The sequence below is a fragment of the Sphingopyxis sp. genome (genome assembly GCF_050916055.1).
Classification (GTDB): Bacteria; Pseudomonadota; Alphaproteobacteria; order Sphingomonadales; family Sphingomonadaceae; genus Sphingopyxis.
In genome coordinates this window covers 2,508,056-2,528,234 of the sequence record NZ_CP051527.1, presented here as the reverse complement: position 1 = coordinate 2,528,234, position 20,179 = coordinate 2,508,056, and the positions used below count along the sequence as shown (strand labels likewise).

General features: G+C 66.2%; 14 protein-coding genes and 1 tRNA gene. 10 read left to right on the top strand and 5 right to left on the bottom strand.

Annotation, left to right across the window (positions count from 1 at the left end; genetic code table 11):
* Position 1 precedes the first annotated feature (1 nt).
* Positions 2-841: an FAS1-like dehydratase domain-containing protein gene (locus tag HEQ22_RS12270; RefSeq protein ID WP_432768181.1), complete on the bottom strand. Its 840-nt coding sequence runs from the start codon at positions 839-841 to the stop codon at positions 2-4.
* 100 nt (positions 842-941) lie between these two features.
* Here HEQ22_RS12270 and HEQ22_RS12265 point away from each other — a divergent pair, with 100 nt between their 5' ends.
* Positions 942-2,816, top strand: coding sequence for an arylsulfatase (locus HEQ22_RS12265; protein WP_432768180.1), 1,875 nt, complete (start codon positions 942-944; stop codon positions 2,814-2,816).
* On the opposite strand, the gene HEQ22_RS12260 is transcribed toward HEQ22_RS12265, so the two are convergent.
* Positions 2,733-3,677: a formylglycine-generating enzyme family protein gene (locus tag HEQ22_RS12260; protein WP_432768179.1), complete on the bottom strand. Its 945-nt coding sequence runs from the start codon at positions 3,675-3,677 to the stop codon at positions 2,733-2,735. The two genes, HEQ22_RS12265 and HEQ22_RS12260, sit on opposite strands and share 84 nt — an antisense overlap.
* Positions 3,674-4,387: a TetR/AcrR family transcriptional regulator gene (locus HEQ22_RS12255; RefSeq protein ID WP_432768178.1), complete on the bottom strand. Its 714-nt coding sequence runs from the start codon at positions 4,385-4,387 to the stop codon at positions 3,674-3,676. Before HEQ22_RS12255 ends, HEQ22_RS12260 begins: the two co-directional genes overlap by 4 nt.
* 120 nt (positions 4,388-4,507) lie before the next feature.
* Between HEQ22_RS12255 and HEQ22_RS12250 the strand changes: the two genes are divergently transcribed.
* Together HEQ22_RS12250 and HEQ22_RS12245 are read left to right on the top strand one after the other, a co-directional pair.
* Entirely contained in the window at positions 4,508-6,142 is a 1,635-nt protein-coding gene (locus HEQ22_RS12250) for a sulfatase-like hydrolase/transferase (protein ID WP_432768177.1), read from the top strand.
* 354 nt (positions 6,143-6,496) lie between these two features.
* On the top strand, positions 6,497-7,453 hold the full coding sequence (locus HEQ22_RS12245; protein ID WP_432768176.1) for a hypothetical protein: 957 nt from the start codon (positions 6,497-6,499) through the stop codon (positions 7,451-7,453).
* 253 nt (positions 7,454-7,706) lie between these two features.
* Here the strand turns inward: HEQ22_RS12245 and HEQ22_RS12240 are convergent, their stop codons facing one another.
* Positions 7,707-8,018, bottom strand: a complete 312-nt coding sequence (locus tag HEQ22_RS12240) for a transposase (protein WP_432768175.1) — start codon at positions 8,016-8,018, stop codon at positions 7,707-7,709.
* A gap of 177 nt (positions 8,019-8,195) precedes the next feature.
* On the opposite strand from HEQ22_RS12240, the gene HEQ22_RS12235 reads away from it, so the two are divergent.
* Positions 8,196-9,170, top strand: a complete 975-nt coding sequence (locus HEQ22_RS12235) for an alpha/beta fold hydrolase (protein WP_432768174.1) — start codon at positions 8,196-8,198, stop codon at positions 9,168-9,170.
* A 171-nt stretch (positions 9,171-9,341) separates the two neighbouring features.
* On the opposite strand, the gene HEQ22_RS12230 is transcribed toward HEQ22_RS12235, so the two are convergent.
* Positions 9,342-9,428: transfer RNA gene (locus tag HEQ22_RS12230), tRNA-Leu, on the bottom strand.
* Between the two features lie 319 nt (positions 9,429-9,747).
* Between HEQ22_RS12230 and HEQ22_RS12225 the strand changes: the two genes are divergently transcribed.
* The 6 genes from HEQ22_RS12225 to gspF all read left to right on the top strand — a co-directional run bounded on the left by HEQ22_RS12225 (position 9,748) and on the right by gspF (position 20,177).
* Positions 9,748-11,316 carry a hypothetical protein gene (locus HEQ22_RS12225; RefSeq protein WP_432768173.1) on the top strand — a complete coding sequence of 523 codons (1,569 nt, stop codon included), beginning with the start codon at positions 9,748-9,750 and terminating at the stop codon, positions 11,314-11,316.
* Between the two features lie 81 nt (positions 11,317-11,397).
* On the top strand, positions 11,398-14,100 hold the full coding sequence (locus tag HEQ22_RS12220; protein ID WP_432768172.1) for a TonB-dependent receptor domain-containing protein: 2,703 nt from the start codon (positions 11,398-11,400) through the stop codon (positions 14,098-14,100).
* A gap of 282 nt (positions 14,101-14,382) precedes the next feature.
* Complete coding sequence (locus HEQ22_RS12215) at positions 14,383-15,258, top strand: type II secretion system protein N (RefSeq protein WP_432768171.1); 876 nt, start codon at positions 14,383-14,385, stop codon at positions 15,256-15,258.
* A 5-nt stretch (positions 15,259-15,263) separates the two neighbouring features.
* Entirely contained in the window at positions 15,264-17,468 is a 2,205-nt protein-coding gene (gene gspD / locus HEQ22_RS12210) for a type II secretion system secretin GspD (protein ID WP_432768170.1), read from the top strand.
* Positions 17,465-18,970, top strand: coding sequence for a GspE/PulE family protein (locus HEQ22_RS12205; protein WP_432768169.1), 1,506 nt, complete (start codon positions 17,465-17,467; stop codon positions 18,968-18,970). The genes gspD and HEQ22_RS12205 overlap by 4 nt, the downstream gene beginning before the upstream one ends.
* The gene (gspF, locus tag HEQ22_RS12200) at positions 18,963-20,177 is read left to right on the top strand and encodes a type II secretion system inner membrane protein GspF (protein WP_432768168.1); all 1,215 of its coding nucleotides are present in this window, start codon (positions 18,963-18,965) and stop codon (positions 20,175-20,177) included. The genes HEQ22_RS12205 and gspF overlap by 8 nt, the downstream gene beginning before the upstream one ends.
* Positions 20,178-20,179: the final 2 nt, after the last annotated feature.

The window sequence follows — 20,179 nt, the reverse complement described above, 5'->3', positions numbered from 1 at the left end:
CTCAGCTGGCGCTCGCCGCCATGATCGTGCGCCCGTCGGGGCCGAGCGCGGCGAGCTCCCAGCCATCCGCCACGGCGCGGCCGACGAGGTGGAGCGGCTCGCCGGCAAAGGCGGGTGCCTGCGCGCGCATCCGGAACCGCGCCAGCGCATTGGCGCCAAGCTCGCGCTGCGCCAGATCGAGCAGCAGCGTCGCGGTCAGCGGCCCGTGCACGACGAGCCCGCGATACCCCTCTTCGCCTGTCGCATAGGGCCGGTCGTAATGGATGCGGTGGCTGTTGAAGGTCAGCGCCGAATAGCGGAACAGCATCGCCTCCGACGGCGTCACGCGCCGCCGCCAGTCCCATCCCGCCAGATCGGGTTCGGACGCCGGTGCCGGCGGAACGGATGGCGCCGCGACGGGCGCGGGTTCGCGAAAGACGATCGTCTGGCGTTCGCTCACCGCGGGCACGCCGCCCGCCAGCGTTTCGTGATCGACCTCGACGAAGACGAGCTGGCCGCTCGCGCCGGCCTTGGCGTCGATCGCCGCGATCGTCGACCGTTTGACGATTGCCGCCCCCGCCGCGATCGGCGCCAGAAAGCGCACGTCGCTCGCCGCCCACATCCGGCGCGGCAGCGGGATCGGCGGCATGAAACTGCCCAGCGCATCGCTGCGCTGCGGATGGCCGTCGGCGCCGAGGGCCGCGGTCGGCGCGTCGGGCAGGCACAGGCACCAGTGGATCGCCTGCGCCGCGACGCTGCCGCTGTCCGCGCTGTCGATCGTGGCGCGAAACCGCGCCAGCAGGGCGGGGGTCAGCAGGTCGTGCTGCTCTGTGGTTCGGCCGATCCATGCGTCCCAGGTCATCCACCACGCAAAGCATGATTTTTCCCCGCCGCCAAGCGCGCCATTGCGCACGACGAGATATTGGCATAATGAGTGCCATAATATCTCTGAGGAGGGGGCGATGGCAGTGCGCTTGTGGGGTGGGGGAACCTTGCCGCGCGTCGGCGGGTTCGGGCGCGCTGTCATCATCTCCCTCGGCGCCATCGCCGCGGCGGCGGCCACGCCGCTGGCGGCGCAGCGCACCGCAGCGCCGCCAGCCCGTCCCAATATCGTCATTTTGCTCGCTGACGACTGGGGATTCAGCGACGTCGGCGCGTTCGGCGCCGAATTTGCGACCCCGCATATCGACGCGCTCGCGCGCGCGGGCACGCGCTTTTCCAATTTCCACGTCGCGGGATCCTGTTCGCCGACCCGCGCGATGTTGCAGACCGGGGTGATGAACCACCGCGCCGGGCTCGGCAACATGCCCGAAACCATCCCCGACCAGCATCGCGGCAAGCCCGGATACGACACGGTGATGAACCACCGCGTCGTGACCATCGCCGAGCGGCTGAAGGCGGCGGGGTATCGCACCTACCTGACCGGCAAGTGGCACCTCGGCAGCGATCCGGCGCGCCTGCCCGAAGCGCGCGGCTACGACCACGCCTTCAGCCTCGCCGATGCCGGCGCCGACAATTTCGAACAGCGCCCGATCGAAGGGATGTACGACACCGCCGCCTGGACCGAAAACGGGCGGGCGGCGACGCTGCCGCGCGACTATTATTCATCGACCTTCGTGGTCGCGAAGATGATCGACTATATCGAGGCCGGGCGCGCGAGCGGCAAACCCTTCCTCGCCTCGATCAACTTCCTCGCCAACCACATCCCGATCCAGGCGCCCGACAGCGACATCGCGCGCTATTCGGCGATGTATCGGGATGGCTGGACGGCGCTGCGTGAAGCGCGCGCGCGCCGCGCCGCGGCGCTCGGCGTCGTGCTGGCGGGCACGGCGATCATGACGATGCCGACGACGCGCGACTGGGCAGGGCTTGCCGCCGACGAGCGCGCCGCGGCGGTGCGGGTGATGCAGGCCTATGCCGGCATGGCGACCGCGATGGACCGCGAGGTCGGCCGCCTCGTCGCGCATCTGCGCGCGTCGGGCGATTACGACAACACCATCTTCGTCTTCCTGTCGGACAATGGCGCCGAACCGATCGATCCCTACAGCCGGACGCGCAACCGGCTGTTCCTCGGGATGCAATATGACACCTCGACCGCCAATATCGGCCGCCGCGGCAGCTTCAGCGCGATCGGCCCCGGCTGGGCGAGCGCGGCGTCCTCGCCCCTGTCGGGGTACAAGTTCAGCGCCACCGAGGGCGGGCTGCGCGTGCCGCTGATCATCGCCTGGCCCGGCAATGGCGATGTGCGCGCGGGCGCGATCAGCGATGCGTTGACGCACGTCACCGACATCGTCCCGACGCTCACCGAGCTGGCGGACGTGCCGGCGTCGGGCGCGACATGGAACGGGCGCGCGGTCGAGCCGGTCGCCGGGCGCAGCCTGGTGCCGCTGCTGCGCGGCAGCGCCGACAGCGTCCACGGCGACGCGCCGCTGGGTTATGAATTGTCGGGCAATGCCGCGCTGTTCCGCGGCGACGACAAGCTGGTGCGCAACCTGCCGCCGACCGGCGACGGGCGCTGGCGGCTCTACGACATCAAGGCCGATCCCGGCGAGACGCGCGACCTGGCGGCGGCCCGCCCCGAACGCTTCGCGGCGATGCTGGCCGATTACCGCGCCTATGCCAGGGCGAACGGGGTGCTCGACATGCCCGCGGGCTACACCGCCGACGAACAGATCAACGCCTATGCATGGGCGCAGCAGGGGCGCAAGCGCGCGGTGCAGGCAGGCGCGATCCTCGGCGGCGGGCTCGCTTTGCTATCGGCGCTGATCTGGCTGATCGTCCGCCGGCGCCGGGCGCGCCGGGTCGATCAGGCGAAAACCGATGTGGTCGGTGCCTAAAGACCGCTCCTGAAACTGGCGCGCCGCGGGGCGATAGCGCGCGCAATAATTGGCCGCGCACAAAAAGCTGCCGCCCTTGATAATATTGCTGTCGTTCGCCGCGCTGCTCGTCGTCCATTCCCAGACATTGCCGATCAGGTCGTGGACGCCGTGGCGGTCGGCGGGAAAGCAGGCGACGGGGGCGCGGCTGGTGAAGCCGTCTTCGCCCAGATCGCGGGCCGGGAAGGCGCCCTGATAATAGTTGGCGCGCGGTTTGCCGTCCGCACCGACGGGGACATTGCGGTCGGCGCCCCCCGTCGCGGCGGCGAGTTCCCACTGCGCCTCGTTCGGCAGCGCCTTGCCCTTCCATTTCGCAAAGGCGAGCGCGTCGTCATAGGCGACCTGCACCACCGGCTCGCGCCCCCGCCCGTCGATGTTCGTCGCGGGCCCGGCCGGATGCCGCCACTCGGCGCCGACGACCCAGCGCCACCAGTTCGGATTGCCGTCGGTCGGCGCGGTGAAGACCGCCCCGCCGGGCACCAGCATGGCGGGCGGCGCGCCCGGCAGCGGCGGCGGGTCCTGCTCGGCCACTGTCCGGTATCCGGTCGCGCGCACGAATTCGGCGAACTCGGCATTGGTGACCTCGTGCGTCGCGATCCAGTATCCCGGCACGGTCACCGCGCGCGCGGGACCCTCCTCGGGCAGCGTATCGTCGGCGCCCATGGTGAAGGTGGCGCCGGGGATCCAGGCGTAATCGGTCTTCGGCATCGCCGGGCACTCGGGCGTGACGGCCGCCGTGCGCTGCTCGGCCGGCTCGCGGCCGCACGCCGCCAGCGCCCCGGCCAGCAGCACCGGCAGCAGCGCGGCGCCCGGCCGGATCACGCCGGCCTGCCGGCGCCGATCGCCGCGATCTGCGTTTCGACCATATGCGCCATCACCGCGCCGGCATCGTCGGCCGGCAGTCCCTGGTCGTGGCGCAGCGTGCGCCAGGTCTGGAACGACAGCGCCGCGCACAGCGCCTCGACCGCGATCCGGTCGGCAATCACCTCGGCGGGCAACAGGCGCAGGATCAGCTCGCGCTCCAGCATCACGACCTTGCTGTACTGGCCCATCAGAAAGGGCGACTGATAGCGTTTGATGTTCGCGGCGAGGCGAAAGGGCAGCGTCGCTTCAAACACCCGGACCCGGCGCTGCACCAGGTCGCGCATATTCGCCCGCCAGTCCGCATCGGCGTAGGGCGCCGCGACGACCGGCATCACCCGTTCGGCGATCTTTGCGGTAATCTCGGCGTACAGGGCGTCCATGTCGTCGAAGTGGCGAAACACGGTGCGCAGGCCAATGCCCGCTTCCTCGGCGACGCGCGCCGCGCTGGGTGACAGGTCGCCGCCGACGATCAGCTCCATCATCGCCTCGACGATGCGCCGGTGGCTCGACCGGCTGCGCTCGCGCCGGCCATCGACCCGTGCCGCTTCGCCGTCTTGTCCGGCGGATTTCCTCACCCCCGTCGTCATGACATCTCCGCTGGCCCAGCTTGGCGCCGGGGTCAATGCCCCGCAGCGAACATAGTTGCACGCCCCGGAATAAAATGACACATATAGTGCCATAAGTTTTCGTGCAGCGGCCGGACCGGCGATTTGGGCACCAACAGCGCCGACCGCGCTGGCTCTTTCCCACGCCGCGAAGCGCGAACGACGGGTGGGGGATCGGGTGTCATGAAAAAAAGGTGGCTTGCGCTGGCCGGCGTCGCCCTGCTGGGTACGGCGGGTTATTTCGCGTTCGAGGCGAACAAGTTTCGCCTCCCCGGCCTCGTCCAGGACTGGCGCGACCCGGTCCAGCCGAACCGCCCGGTCGTCTGGCAAGCCGGCCCCGCGACGGCCCCCGACGGCACCCGCCCGCCCAACATCATTTTGATCGTCGCCGACGACTTGGGCTACAACGACATCAGCCTGAACGGCGGCGGCATCGCGGGCGGCATCGTCAAGACCCCGAACATCGATGCGCTGGCGCGGGACGGCGCGAATTTCACCACCGCCTATGCCGCGAACGCCACCTGTTCGCCGTCGCGCGCCGCGATGATGACGGGGCGCTACCCGACGCGCTTCGGCTTCGAATTTACCGCGGTGCCGGTCGAGTTCGCCGAAAATCTGGCGCATGGCGGCGGCGTCGGGCCGCATCGCACGATCTTCCACGACGAACTGATTACCCCCGACATCCCCGCCTATGCCGATATGGGCGTCCCCGCGGCCGAGGTCACGATCGCCGAGGCGGTGAAGGCGGCGGGGTATCGCACCCTCCACATCGGCAAATGGCATTTGGGCGAGGCGGCGGCGCTCCAGCCGCAGGCGCAGGGCTTCGACGAAAGCCTGGCCGTGCTCGGCGGCGCGGCGATGTTCATGGCCGAGGATGATCCGGGCGTCGTCAATGCCAAGCTGCCGTGGGACCCGATCGACCGTTTCATCTGGGCCAATCTGCGCCACGCCGTCACCTTCAACGGCAGCCCGCGTTTCCAGCCCAAGGGCCATATGACCGACTATTTCGCCGACCAGGCGATCGCGGCGATCAAGGCGAACCGCAACCGGCCCTTCTTCCTGTACCTCGCCTTCAACGCGCCGCACACGCCGTTGCAGGCGACAAAGGCGGATTATGACCGGCTGCCGCAGATCAAGGACGAAAAGACCCGCGTCTATGGCGCGATGGTCGCGCAAATGGACCGCCGCATCGGCGATGTGATGGCGACGCTGAAACAGCAGGGGATCGACGACAACACCCTCGTCATCTTCACCAGCGACAATGGCGGCGCCTGGTACAATGGCATCGACCGTCTGAACGCGCCTTTCCGCGGGTGGAAGGCCACCTTTTTCGAAGGCGGCATCCGCACGCCTCTGCTGATGCGCTGGCCGTCCCAGATTGCGCCGGGCACGCGCCGCGCCGACACCACCGGGCATATCGACCTGTTCGCGACGATCGCCGGCGCGGCGGGCGCCGCCGTTCCCGCCGACCGCACGATCGACAGCGAAGACATCCTCGCCGGCCCGGCAAAACGCACCGCGCTGTTCTGGCGCTCGGGCGACTATCGCGCCGTGCGCGAGGGCGACTGGAAGCTGCAACTCACCAAACGCCCCGAACAGGCGCGCCTCTACAATCTCGCCGTCGACCCCACCGAACAGCGCGACCTGTCATCCAGCGACCCGCAGCGCGTCGCGCGGCTGCGCGCGCTGATCGCGGCGCAGAACAAGGACATGGCCAAACCGATCTGGCCCGGCCTGATCGAAGGACCGGTTCGCATCGACGTGCCACTGACGACGCCGTGGCGTGAAGGACAGGACTATGTGTACTGGACCAATTGATGCGCGGCGCCGCGAGGCGCCCGCGCCGGTCCGCGCTTTAACGTCAAAGTTCAGGGAAGGTCAGCCCAATGGTGATCGCTGCAGGACTGCCGCGCGCGGTGCTGGTGTTGGCGGGGCGCTGGATTGCGTGCCGGTCGGGAAGGATGCTGCTCATCGACCAGCTTGAAGCACAAAGGAATTTTGTAGGACAGCGGTTTTTGCAATAACGGCTAATTGGGGATTGTTGCGCCTGTCACCGTAATTCTGTGAAGCGGGCAACCGGATTATCCATGACCCGGTTTTGACCCGATCATATTCGTTCAATCACCACATCTGCTCTTACCCGTAGCAATATATGATCGTAAAAGGTCATACATGTCGGGCGGGAATCAACCAAAAGACCATCACTGGTGGCCAGTGGCCTTGCAGCGATACTGGGCGGATAGACAAGGCGACGTGGCGTGGATTGGGTCCGATGGAAAGCTGGGGAAAAAGCGATTCTACAATCGCAATATCGGATACAAACGCCATGGGCATACGATGTTCAAAGGCCAAGGTGTCTGGGAGAATAATTTCGAAAGCGAATTTGATATTGATGATAAAATTCACAATATCATCGCTGCTCTGAAAAGCCTCAAACCGCTAGGGATCTCTTTGAAAGACATCAGAGCCATTTTGACATTGCTTCTCAAGAAAGGTCGAAGCGGCAGAGATGGGTGTCACTTTTATCATCTCGATGAGCAGCTACACCGAAACTTGCTTCTGCTCCTTCACTCTCTGTTGATCCGCAGTCCCAGTTTTCGTTCAAAGTACGAGCGCTTCCCAACACGATTTGGCTTACCCCAAAATGAAGATGTCGGGAAAGCCAACATGAATCAGAACTACCGCCTCGCGAAACGGCTTTGCGCAAATGGATATATCTCTCTGCACTCCTTCGTGCTGCTGCATTCGCCGTTCAAGAAGTTCATTTGTGGCGACGGCCATCTCGACTGGCTTACATGCGGCCTTACTGCCAATCGCATTGATGGCCGTGCACTCGTTCCCCTCACGCCACATCTCTGCGTCTATTTTTGTACGTTGAACTCGCGGCGTACGTCTGCGCCGAATTGTGCATCGCTTCTGGCTCCGCAATGGATGGTCGATCAAGCAAACGACATCGCGCAGATATATTCCGGCAATAGGCTCTTCTACCTCGGGAAACCGCCGAGACTTTCACCTCATTTTCTGAACGGCCAATTTCTTGAGCATAACAATCATCGCGATCCGCTGATTGAAGTGCTCGATGAAATAGCGGGCAATAACCGAGATCGGAACTTCTTGACGGGGCTTTAGGAGATCAATCGTTGCGATTGTTGCCATTACGGTGACAGCAATTACGGTGCCAGGTGCGTCGTCTCCGAATTTCCAGTGAAGGCTTGCGCCCGCGCTTGGCGGGCATCAGCTTGAACCCGGTCGAGCGCTCTATATCCTCCAGCCAGGCCGGCGAACCGATCGGCCGGCCCAGAGTCTCCGCTTGACCCAGGGCAGCATAAGTGAATGCCTCGTCAAATCCTGCCCAAGAAAGGCGGCAAAGTTGCCGACCCGATCAAAGCGCCAGCGCCACCGTCACGACGTGGTCGTCCGCCACTTCGATATGCGCCCGCGTGCTCGACCAAGGCCAATCTTCGGCTCGGCTCACCAGCCGTGCCCGCCCCGGGTTGAGCGCCACATAGCGAAACGCCGCGACCAGGTGCTGCTCGTCCATCGCCACCGAACCGAACCGCCCTTGCCACAGATGCCCCGTCACCCGCATCCGGGCGTTGACATAGCCGGTGTAGGGGCGGTGGACATGCCGGAATGTCCGCCCCAGCCCATTTTCGTCGCGCGGCGCGGTCACGATGTGGACGTGGTTGGGCATCAGGCAATAAGACCAGACCTCGACGCCATGCCGCACCCTCTCAATGCTGTAACCGGCGGCACCCTCCGCGCGAATACGCCATGATCAGGTTTTGATCTTTCTGCGTGCACGCTTCCCAAAGCCTTTTTGGGCCGTTCGCATCGCAGAAATTGACGCCGATATCGCGCGAGGATTTTCATGCATTTTTACCCGATTGTGCGCCAAAAAAGCTGGCTATTTGGATTGGCCGTCGCTGCTGCACTATCTGGCGGCATCACGCCGACGGCGTGGGCCGCTCCCCTGGCCGCTACAAATTCGACGACGACATACAACCGAGTGCAGATTGACGGCGTCGGGGTGTTTTATCGAGAGGCCGGACCGAAAGACGCGCCGACAATCGTCTTGCTCCACGGTTTCCCGACGTCGTCGCGCCAGTATGAAGCGCTGATACCGCTGCTGGCCACGCGATACCACGTCATCGCACCCGATTATCCCGGCTTCGGACAGAGTGACGCACCCGAACCGTCGGTCTTCCCTTATACGTTCGATCATCTGGCCAAGGTAATGAGCCAGCTGTTGGTGCGCCTCGAAATCAGCCGTTACAGCCTCTATATTCACGATTACGGCGCTCCGGTGGGTTTCCGGATGATGATGGCGCATCCAGAGCGATTGGACGCGCTCATCACGCAGAACGGCAATGCTTACCGCGAAGGCTTGGGCAAGAAATGGCCCGGAATTGCCGAATATTGGGCCGATCCAAAAGCTCATCCGCAGGTTCTTGAAGCCTTTCTGTCTTTCGACACCACGGTGCAGCGTCATACAGCCGGCACATCGCATCCGCAGCGACACAATCCGGAGAACTGGCTCAACGAGTTTGCACATCTGGCAAAACCCGGTCAGCGCGCGATCCAGTCGGCGTTGCTGTACGACTATCGGACCAACGTAGCGGCCTACCCCATTTGGCAAGCTTGGCTTCGCGAACATCGACCCCCGACTTTGGTGGTATGGGGCGCCAATGACCCTTCGTTCGTTGCCGCTGGTGGCACAGCGTTCAAGCGAGACCTGCCGGACGCGGAAATTCACTTGCTCGACGCGGGCCACTTTGCGCTTGACGAAAAGACCGATGAGATCGCCCGCCTGATGCTCGATTTTATGGCCAGACGGGTGGAATGAGCAAATTCCCAATGCGGTGACAGGAGCGTTATCCCGGTATTTCCAATGAATGCTTGCGCCCGCGCTCTACGAGCCGTCGGCTTTAACCCGGTCGCGCGCTCCATATCCGGGCGCACCGCTGCCATGCGAGTTGCCATGACTGCCGGTTTTTTGGAGTCCTACCGGACTATATGGTGCGGTCGAGAAGACTCGAACTTCCACGGCCTTTCGGCCACAACGACCTCAACGTTGCGCGTCTACCAGTTCCGCCACGACCGCACATCATGATGGGGCCGAACGGGTCCGGCTCCGGGTAGGAGCGGGCGCCTAGCAAAGCTTGTCGGGCGATGCAAGCGAGCTTCGCTGCAATTATTTCCGGGCGCGGCGGAGGCGCCGGGCCGCGCGCGTCGCGGCTGTCACCAAATCGACTCCGAAGCGTCACGCATCTGTCACGGCTCTGGCGTCAGACCGTCATCGAATCACCCTAGTGGCGTCGTCACCGGGGGCGAGCCAGTCAGACTTTTCTCGTTTGCCGGTGATTTTTCATCAGGGCGCCACTCGACACATCCGGGGGCGCGCACCGGGTACGGAGATTTTCATGGCGGCTTTCGCACGCATTCGTTTGGTCATGCTCAGCGGCGTGGCCTGTTCCATCCTGGCCGCCTGCGGTGCCGACGGCGTCGCATCGCCCGGCGAAGGCGTGATCGTGATCCCGGCGCCGACCCCGACGCCGACGCCGACCCCCACGCCGACCCCGACCCCCACCCCGACCGGCGTGACCCCGGCCGCGAACTGCCCGACGATCGCCGGTCCCGACCAGCTGTCGAACCTCGGCACGATCAGCGGCCCCGGCGGCGAATGGCGCAACTGCGGCTTCCCGACGCGCTTCACCGCCTCGACCGCGATCCCGAAGGTAGCGGGCGTCATCTATTCGCTGCCCGGCCGCGTCGATGTCGGCAGCGATCAGGGCGCCGCGAGCACCAACAATGTCGCGACGCTGACGATCGATCCGGGCGTCACCATCTTTGGCGCGACCGGCGTGTCGTTCCTCGTCGTCAACCGCGGCAACCGCATCGATGCGGTCGGCACCCCGACCCAGCCGATCGTCTTCACCGGCCGCGGCAACGTCGTCGGATCGGCGACCGACAACACCTCGCAGCTGTGGGGCGGCGTCGTCCTGCTCGGCCGCGCGCCGATCACCGACTGCCTCGCGCCCGCCGCGACGCCCGGCACCGTGGCGTGCGAACGCGACACCGAAGGCACGTCGAACGCGCTCTATGGCGGCGCCCAGACCGGCGACAATTCGGGCCGCATGTCCTATGTCCAGATCCGCTATTCGGGCTTCGTCCTGTCGGCGAACAGCGAGCTGCAGGGCCTGACCCCCGCCGGCGTCGGCTCGGGCACCCAGATCGACCATATCCAGATCCACAACAGCTCGGACGACGGTGCCGAAGTGTTCGGCGGCCGCGTCAACATGAAGCATCTGATCGTCACCGGCGCCGAGGATGACGGTCTCGACACCGACGTCGGGTATCAGGGCAACATCCAATATGTCATCGGCGTCCAGCGTGCCGGCGGCGCGGTCGGCGACTCGATGATGGAAATCGACTCGGACGGCAACGAAGACACGACGCCGCGCCAGCGCGTCGCGATTTCGAACTTCACCTATATCCAGCGCAACAATGCCGCGGGCAACGGCGCCGCGATCCGCATCCGCGGCGGCGCCGACTACACCTTCCTCAACGGGCTGATCGTCGCGCCGGGGCTGAGCTGCCTGCGCATCGACAGCGCGACGACGGTGCAGACGACCGGTCCCGACGAACAGGGTCCGCCGCGCTTCGAATCGGTATCGCTGCAGTGCAACGCGACGCCGTTCCGCGGCTCGAACGGCCCGACCGCCGACTCGGTGCGGGCGATCTTCGAGGCCGGCACGAACAACCGCTCGACCTACACCCCCAGCCTGACGAACCTGTTCGTCAACGGCGCGACCGAAACGGCCTTCACCCCGTTCGATGCCAAGACGATCGCGTCCTTCTTCGACACCACCGCCTATGTCGGCGCCGTCCGCGACGCCAACGACACCTGGTACCAGGGCTGGACCTGCAACTCGGCGACCGCGGACTTCGGCACGGCGAGCGGCAGCTGCACCGCGATCCCGACGACCTGATCGCTCGCGATCCAATTGGGGAGCGGGCACGCCGAAGGGGCTGGCCCGCTCCCTTCCTACGTATAATTGGGGACATTCCACATGACCAAGCGGCCGATCTTCGCCAGCCTGCTCCTTCTCAGTTCGGCGCTCGTCGCGCCTGCCGCGCTCGCTCAGGAAGGTCCGGCCACCGATGCGCCGCCGGTTTCGCCTGCCCCTGAGGCGCCCGAAGCGGACGATGCCGCGGCGGACGAAGAGGGCGACATTTCCATCCCCGGCGGCGCCGACCAGGAAATCGTCGTCACCGGCCGCTACACCCCCAATGTCGTCCGTGCGACGCCCGAAGTGGTGTCGGTGCTGTCGTCGGCGGACATCGCGCGCACCGGCGAAGGCGATATCGCCGGCTCGCTCCAGCGCGTGACCGGCCTGTCGGTGGTCGGCAACGGCTTCGTCTATGTCCGCGGCCTCGGCGACCGCTATTCGCTCGCGCTGCTCAACGGCTCGCCGCTGCCCAGCCCCGAGCCGCTGAAGCGCGTCGTCCCGCTCGACATCTTCCCCTCCAACGTCATCGATTCGACGCTGGTCCAGAAAAGCTATTCGGCCAACTTCCCCGGCGAATTCGGCGGCGGCGTGATTAACCTCACGACCAAGTCGACCCCGCGCGAACCCTTCCTGACGTTCAGCGGCGGCATCGGCTGGGACAGCGAGACGACGAACGAGCTCGGCTATACCTATTATGGCAGCGACACCGACTGGACCGGTTTCGACGACGGCACCCGCGACGTGCCGCCGCTGCTCGCTGCGGCCTTTGCCAGTGGCAAGCCGATCCTCGAAGGCGCCGATTTCACCCAGGACGATCTCGAAGCGATCCAGATGGAGCTGGTCAACGCCGAAACGACGCTGCTGCAACAGAATAACCACATCCCGATCAACTGGTCGGCGGGGATCACCGGCGGCACGACGATCCCGCTCGCCAACGGCGAACTCGGCATCATCGCGACCGGCGGGATCAGCAACAAGTGGCGCACCCGCGACACGCTGCAGCAGACCTCGCTCAACCAGGATCTGTCGGGCGATCCGCAGACCAGCTACAACCGCGTCATCACCGACAATCGCGTCGTCGTGAACGGACTGCTCGGTTTCGGTCTCGAGCTGGGCGAGCACAAGTTCCGCTGGACCAACCTCTATATCCGCGACACGCTGAAACAGGCGCGGCTCGCGCTCGGCACCGACCGCAACCAGTCCGAACGCGACATCATCAAACAGGACACCGCGTGGTACGAACGCCAGCTGATCAACACCCAGTTCGTCGGCGAGCTCAAATTCGACCGGCTGAAGCTCGACCTGCGCGGCGCCTATGCCAATTCGCAGCGCGAGGCGCCCTATGAGCGCGGCTTCACCTATGTCCGCACCAATTTGCCGACCGAGCAGGACCCGACCGGCGACAAGTTCGTCAACGACCTCGGCGGCAACCGCGGCGATGCGACGATCGCCTTTTCGGACCTGAACGAGGATCTGTGGTCGGGCGGCGTCGACCTGTCATACGAAGTCGCCCCGCGGATCACCGCGACCGTCGGCTACGCCTATAGCGATACCAACCGCGTCGCGGTGCGCCGCGCCTTCCAGTTCCGCGCCGCGAACCTGCCGGTTCCGGTGCAGCAGTTGCGCCCCGACTTCCTGCTCTCCGACGCGACGATCCAGCTGTACGATATCACGCTGCAGGAAACCTCGGCGCAGGACGGCACTGCGGCGTTCGACGCCAGCCTGACCACCCACGCCGGCTATGCCCAAGTCCAGGCCGAACTGGTCGCCGGGATCAATATCAACGCCGGCGTCCGCTATGAGGACGGCAAGCAGAGCGTCACCCCGATCGATCTGTTCAACACCGGCGGCAGCGCGATCGTCACCACCGACCTCAACAATGATTACTGGCTGCCCGCCGTCACCCTGACGTGGGAGGTCGCACCCGACATGCAGCTGCGCCTCAACGGGTCGAAAACCATCGCGCGGCCGCAGTTCCGCGAACTGATCGCGCAAATCTATCAGGATCCCGATTCGAACCGCCAGTTCCGCGGCAACCCGTCGCTGATCGACAGCGAACTGACCAACGCCGAGCTGCGCTACGAATGGTATTTCGGCCGCGACCAGCGTTTCTCGCTCGCGGGTTTCTACAAATCGATCGAAAATCCGATCGAAACCTACACCTCGATCAGCACCGATTCGGTCGCCAACTCCAGCTTCGCCAACGCGCCGAAGGCGACGCTCTATGGCGCCGAGGTCGAGGTGCAGAAATATATCCCGCTCGATACGATGTCGGACGCGCCCTTCTGGCAAAGCCGCCGCCTCGTCCTGATCGGCAACTACACCTATACGCAGTCGGAGATCAAAGTCGGCGCGGACGACACCACGATCATCAACGGCGTGACGCTGAATGCCGCCGACTTCTTCTTCGACGGGTCGCCGCTCACCGGCCAGTCGGACCATCTGGTCAACGTCCAGATCGGGCTCGAAGACCAGGACAAGCTGTCGCAGCAGACCCTGCTTTTGACCTATGCCAGCCCGCGCGTCACCAGCCGCGGTCCCTCGGGCCAGCCCGACATCCGCGAAAAGCCGGGCATTTCGCTCGATTTCGTCGCGCGGCAGGGGATCAACCTGCTGAACAAGGAAATCGAGCTGAAGTTCGAAGCGCGCAACCTGACCGGGCGCGATTACGAAGAAGTGCAGGAAGCCGGCGACAACCGCATCTTCCTCAACCGCTACAAGCTCGGCCGCACCTTCTCGCTCAGCGCGTCGGTGAAGTTCTGATCGCATAATCCTCCCTGCCGCGAAGCGGTGGGGAGGGGGACCGCCCGCGTAGCGGGTGGTGGAGGGGCCAAGGCGGTACCCGACCGCCCCTCCGTCAGCGCTTCGCGCTGCCACCTCCCCATGGCTTCGCCACAGGGAGGATCATTGTTGCCGCGACCGCCGGACTCGCCCGGCTGACAAAAAACTGTAATCTTACCGTCAACTGATTGTCACCAATCACCCCTAGGCGATTCGCGTGACGCTGTTCAGCTCGGGGGACGACTAGATTTCATGGCGACGCTGATGTCCGGATCGGCCTTTCGGTCGCCGCGCGGCTTGCCTCGCTGGTTGCGGGTGCGGCCGCGCCATCCGCGCGAACTGCTGCCGTTGCTGCTCGCGGCGCTGCTCGGCGCGCTGCTGATCTGGCAGCTCGTCCGCCTGCTGTGGGCGCTCGTCCTTCCGCTGTCGCCGCTCGGCGCGTGGCAGCCGCAGGCGGCGGTGATCGCCTCGCCCGCCGAACGGCGCGCGCTGTTCACCAGCCTCGATCCCTTTTTCCGCACCGCGCCGCAGGGGCCGGCCAGCGCCACGGTCACCGCGCTCGGCCTGACCCTGTTCGGGGTCAACCTCAACGAAGCGACCGGCGGCGGGTCGGCGATCATCGCCGGCGAGGACGGGCTTCAGTCGAGCTATGCCGTCGGCGACGAGATTGCGCCGGGGGTCAAGCTCGCCGGGGTCGCGTTCGACCATGTGCTGCTCGACCGCGGCGGCGCGCGCGAAACTTTGTTCCTCGACCAGAGCGGCGACGCGCCGGTGGCCAGCCCGGCCGCGGCGGGCTCGATCGCTCCGACGCTCGAAATCGGCAGCGCGCCCGCCGAAGGCGTGTCGGCGAACGGCGAGATGTCGCCCGCCGCGCTGCGCGGCGGGGTCGGCTTTGCCCCGCGCACCGAAGAGGGCCGGGTGACCGGGCTTCTCGTCCAGCCGCAGGGCGATGGCGCGGTGTTCCGCGCCGCCGGCCTCCGCCCCGGCGACGTCATCCGCTCGGTCAACGGCCGGCCGATCGGCTCGGCCGGCGACGCCGCCTCGCTCGCGAACCAGCTCACCCCCGGTGCGCGCATCTCGCTCGAAATCGAACGCGGCGCCAGCGTCGTTCCCGTTGCCATCTTCCTCGCAAAGTCCTGAACCCCATGCGTTTCAAACTGTCCCTGATGCTTGCCGCCGCGCTGATTTCCGCCGCTCCCGTGCCCGCGGCGGCGCAATATACGCTCAACGTCCGCGACGCCGACATCCGCGCCTTCATCCAGGATGCGGCGCGGATCACCGGGCGCACCTTCGTCATCGACGGGCGCGTCAACGGCAAGGTGTCGGTGGTGACCGAACGGCCGCTGTCGCGCAGCGAATATTTCGAAATCTTCCTCTCGACGTTGCGTTCGAACGGCCTTGTCGCGGTTCCCGGCCCGAGCGGCGCCTATCGGATCCAGCCGATCGACGGCGCCGCGGCGCAGCCGGGCCGGATCGGCAGCCGCGGCGCGGCGCAGAACCAGTTCGTGACCGAAATCATCCGCCTGCGCCATATCGACGCGGTCGCCGCGGTCGAAACGCTGCGCCCGCTGGTCAGCCCGCAGGGCTCGCTGACCGCCAATCGCAACGCCAACAGCCTGATCGTCGCCGATTTCGCCGACAATATCCGCCGCATTCGCGCGCTGGCGTCGAACATCGACCGCGACACCTCGACCAGCCAGATCGTGTCGCTGAAGAATGCCGGCGCCCGCGAAATCGCCGCGGCACTGCAGGCGCTCGTCCCCGCGGCGGGCGAGGGCGCGCAATCGCCGGTCGCAATCGTGCCGATCGACAGCAGCAACGCGATCGCGCTCAGGGGCGATCAGGCGATGGTCGCGCGCTTCGTCGCGATGGCCAATGACCTCGACCAGAAGGCCGCGGGCGGCACCGAACTGCGCGTCTACTGGCTCGCCCACGCCAACGCCGAAACCTTGCTGCCGACGTTGCAACAGCTGGTCGGCGGCGGCAGCGATCCGGCGCAAAAGGCGGGTCTGTCCCCGGCGACGGCGTCCGGGACGTCGGACGGAAGCGCCCCGGCACCGTCGGCGCCCGCTGCGACCACCCCGACCTCGGTCGGCGGCGCGGGTGGCAGCATCGCGACGCGCGGCCCCGCGATCGTCACCCGTTACGAAGGCGCCAATGCGATCATCGTCGCCGCCAACGCCGACGTCCAGCGCATGCTCGGCGAGCTGATCCGTCAGCTCGACAGCCGCCGCGAACAGGTGCTGGTCGAAGCGATCGTGGTCGAGATCGGCGACGATGCGGCGAAGCGGCTCGGTGTCCAGTTCCTGCTCGGCGGCAAGAATATTCCCTTCGTCGCGACGAGCTACAGCAATGCGCAGCCCAATATCCTGACGCTCGGCGGTGCTTATGCGGCGCAGGAGCTGTCGCAGGAAACGACGACGGTCAACGGCGACACCATCGTCACCCAGACCAACAGTTCGCTCGGCAGCAGCCTGCAGGAGGCCGCCGCGGCGTCGCTGCTCGCCGCCACCGGCGGCTTTGCCGGCTTTGCCGGCGACATCGGCAAGAACACGATTTTCGGGGCGATCATCAACGCGGTGAAATCGGACACGACGTCGAACCTGCTCGCGACCCCGCACATCGTCACCCTCGACAACCAGCAGGCGAAATTCCTCGTCGGACAGGAAGTGCCGATCACCACCGGCGAGGCGCTCAGCGACAATTTCGACAACGCCTTCCGCACCGTCCAGCGCGAGGAGGTCGGCATCAAGCTCGAGGTCACGCCGCAGGTCAACGGCGCCGGCGAGGTCAAGCTGTTCCTGCGTCAGGAAGTGTCGAGCGTCGCCGGGCCGGTGTCGTCGCGCAACAGCGACCTCATCCTCAACAAACGCTCGTTCGAAACCGTGCTGACCGTCGACGACGGCGAGATTCTGGCGATCGGCGGCCTGCTCAACGACGACGAACGGCGGACGATCGAACGCATTCCGCTGCTCAGCGACATCCCGCTGATCGGCGAACTGTTCAAATCGCGCAGCCGGTCGCGGTCGAAGACCAACCTGATGGTCTTCATCCGCCCGACGATCCTGCGCAGCCGCGAGGACAATGCCGCGCTCACCGCGCGCCGCTACGGCTATATCCGCGACTTCCAGCTGCAACGGAACCCCGATGTCGAGCCCGCGATCGATACGCTGGTGCGTGACTATCTCGGCGCGGTGCCGCCGGTGCCGAGCGCGCCGAGCGCCGCCGACATCACCGTCGGCCCGGTCGATCTGCCCGCGCTGCGCAGCCCCGAAGGAACGGTGTCGACGACCGACGTGCCGCCGTCGATCTCGAACGCCCCCGCGCCGCCGCCCGGAGATTATCCGTGACCGATCCCGAACCGATCGCCGTCGCCGCGGCGCCGGTCGACATTCCCTATGGCTTTGCGCGCGCCCACGGCGTCGTCATCGCGCCGGGTGATGGCGAGAGGGGGGGCGGGGCATGGCTCGCGACGCTGCGCGAGGGCGCCGACCCCGCGGTGCTGATCGAGGTGAAGCGTTATCTTGCGCAGCCGCTGACCGTGGCGACCGCCAGCGTCGCCGATTTCGACCGGCTGCTGTCCGACCATTATGCCGTCGACAGTTCGGCGGCGGCGATGGCGGGCTCGCTCGACGGCAGCGACATCGACTTCACCTTGCCGAGCGCCGAGGATCTGCTCGACAGCGCCGACGACGCCCCGGCGATCCGCCTGATCAACGCGATCATCGCCGAAGCGGTGCGCCAGGGGGTCAGCGACATCCACATCGAACCCTATGAAAGCGGGCTCGTCGTGCGGATGCGCACCGACGGCGTGCTGCGCGAACATCTGCGGATGCCGCCGCACGTCGCGCCTGTCGTGGTCAGCCGCATCAAGGTGATGGCGCGGCTCGACATCGCTGAGCGCCGCGTGCCGCAGGACGGCCGCATCGGGCTGACGCTGGCGGGGAAAGCGGTCGACGTCCGCGTCTCGACGCTGCCGAGCCGCGCCGGCGAGCGCGTCGTGATGCGTATCCTCGACAAGGACGCCGCGGGGATCGACTTCGACGTCCTCGGCCTGTCGGGCACCTCCGACCAGATTTTGCGCGAGGCGCTCGCCGAACCCAATGGCATCATCCTCGTCACCGGCCCGACCGGGTCGGGCAAGACGACGACGCTCTATGCGGCGCTGAAGCAGCTCAACGACGGCCAGCGCAACATCCTGACCGTCGAGGATCCGGTCGAATATGCCGTCGACGGGGTCGGCCAGACGCAGGTCAACAACAAGGTCGGGCTCGATTTTGCCGCGGGGCTCCGCGCGATCCTGCGCCAGGACCCCGACGTCGTGATGGTCGGCGAAATCCGCGACCGCGAGACCGCCGACATTGCGGTGCAGGCGTCGCTGACGGGCCACCTCGTCCTCTCGACCGTCCACACCAACGATGCGGTGGGGGCGATCACACGGCTTAAGGATCTGAAAGTAGAACCTTTTCTGCTCGCCTCGACGCTCCGCGCGGTGATTGCGCAGCGGCTTGTGCGCAAACTTTGTGAAAATTGCCGCGAACCCGTCCAGGCCGACAACAGCGTCGCCGCGATCCTCGGGCTCGACATCGGCACCGTCATCTGGCGTCCGAAGGGCTGCGATCATTGCAGCGGCACCGGCTACAAGGGCCGCATCGGGGTGTTCGAGGCGATCAAGGTCGACGAGACGGTGCGCCGCTACATCTACAATGGCGGCGACGAGGCGATGATCACCCGCCACGCCTTCCTGAAATCGCCGACGCTGGCCTCGGCGGCGCGGACGATGGTCGCCAAGGGGCTGACCACCGCCGAAGAGGCGATCCGCATTGCGCGGCGCGAGGAAATCGATGCCTGATTATCGCTATGTGGCGATCGATCCGCAGGGCCGCGAGCGCAAGGGACGGCTGACCGCGGCGAACGACGATGCCGCGCGCGCCGACCTCATCCGCCGCAAATTCCATATCGTCGCGGTCGAGAGTGCCGGCGCGCGACCCGCCCGCGCGTCGCTGCTGTCCTTCCGCCGCAACCGGCTGGGCCGCAAGGATCTTGCGCTGTTCACGCGCCAGCTCGCGACGCTGGCCGAGGTGGCGCCGCTCGAAGAGGCGCTGCGCACCCTGACGCGGCAGAGCGAGGCCGAAAGCGCGCGCGCGGTCATCGGCGACGTGCATGCGGGATTGCTGGAAGGGCGCCGTCTCGCCGACGCCATGGCGCGTCAACCGGGAAGCTTTCCGCCGCTCTATCGCGCCATGGTCGCGGCGGGCGAAACGACGGGCAGCCTGACGACGATCCTCGCCCGTCTCGCCGACCTGCTCGAACGCCAGGCCGAGGTGCGCGGCAAGCTGATCGCCGCGCTCGCCTATCCGATTGTGCTCGCGATCGTCGCGATCGGCGTCGTCGCCGCGCTGATGATCTTCGTGGTTCCACGCGTCGTCGAACAATTCACCGACGTCGGCCAGCAACTGCCCTTCCTGACCCGCGCGGTGATCGCGATCTCCAGCTTTGCCGCCAATTGGTGGTGGCTGGTTGCTGTGTTGATGGCCGCGGCGGGGTTCGGCTGGGTCAGCGCGATGCGCCGCCCGGCGTTCAAGGCGCGCGTCGATGCGCGTCTGCTCCGCCTGCCGCTGCTCGGCCGCCTGCTGCGCGACCTTTATGCCGCGCGCTTCGCCCGCACCCTGTCGACGATGGTGTCGAGCCGGTTGCCGCTGGTCGAGGGGCTGCGGCTGACGGTGCCGACGATCCGCAACGCCGCGCTGGCCGGCGCGACCGCGACGCTGGTCGATCAGGTGCGCGCCGGCGGCAGCCTGTCGACCGCGCTGCGCGATGCCGGGGTGTTCCCGCCGCTGCTCGTCTACATGACCGCCAGCGGCGAAAGCGCAGGGCGGCTCGAACAGATGCTCGAACGCGCCGCCGATTATCTCGAACGCGAATTCGATCGTTTCACCGCCGCATCGATGGCGCTTCTCGAACCTGTCATAATTGTCATTATGGGGTCATGCGTCGCGCTTATCATCCTCGCCATCCTGCTTCCCATCCTCCAGTTGCAGAACCTTGCAGGTCTATAATA

What these genes read in the sequence shown, in the direction of transcription:
- HEQ22_RS12270 (WP_432768181.1), bottom strand. Translation starts at nt 841, where the DNA reads ATGACCTGGGACGCATGGATCGGCCGAACCACAGAGCAGCACGACCTG.
- HEQ22_RS12265 (WP_432768180.1), top strand. Translation starts at nt 942, where the DNA reads ATGGCAGTGCGCTTGTGGGGTGGGGGAACCTTGCCGCGCGTCGGCGGG.
- HEQ22_RS12250 (WP_432768177.1), top strand. Translation starts at nt 4,508, where the DNA reads ATGAAAAAAAGGTGGCTTGCGCTGGCCGGCGTCGCCCTGCTGGGTACG.
- HEQ22_RS12245 (WP_432768176.1), top strand. Translation starts at nt 6,497, where the DNA reads ATGTCGGGCGGGAATCAACCAAAAGACCATCACTGGTGGCCAGTGGCC.
- HEQ22_RS12240 (WP_432768175.1), bottom strand. Translation starts at nt 8,018, where the DNA reads ATGCCCAACCACGTCCACATCGTGACCGCGCCGCGCGACGAAAATGGG.
- HEQ22_RS12235 (WP_432768174.1), top strand. Translation starts at nt 8,196, where the DNA reads ATGCATTTTTACCCGATTGTGCGCCAAAAAAGCTGGCTATTTGGATTG.
- HEQ22_RS12225 (WP_432768173.1), top strand. Translation starts at nt 9,748, where the DNA reads ATGGCGGCTTTCGCACGCATTCGTTTGGTCATGCTCAGCGGCGTGGCC.
- HEQ22_RS12220 (WP_432768172.1), top strand. Translation starts at nt 11,398, where the DNA reads ATGACCAAGCGGCCGATCTTCGCCAGCCTGCTCCTTCTCAGTTCGGCG.
- HEQ22_RS12215 (WP_432768171.1), top strand. Translation starts at nt 14,383, where the DNA reads ATGTCCGGATCGGCCTTTCGGTCGCCGCGCGGCTTGCCTCGCTGGTTG.
- gspD (WP_432768170.1), top strand. Translation starts at nt 15,264, where the DNA reads ATGCGTTTCAAACTGTCCCTGATGCTTGCCGCCGCGCTGATTTCCGCC.
- gspF (WP_432768168.1), top strand. Translation starts at nt 18,963, where the DNA reads ATGCCTGATTATCGCTATGTGGCGATCGATCCGCAGGGCCGCGAGCGC.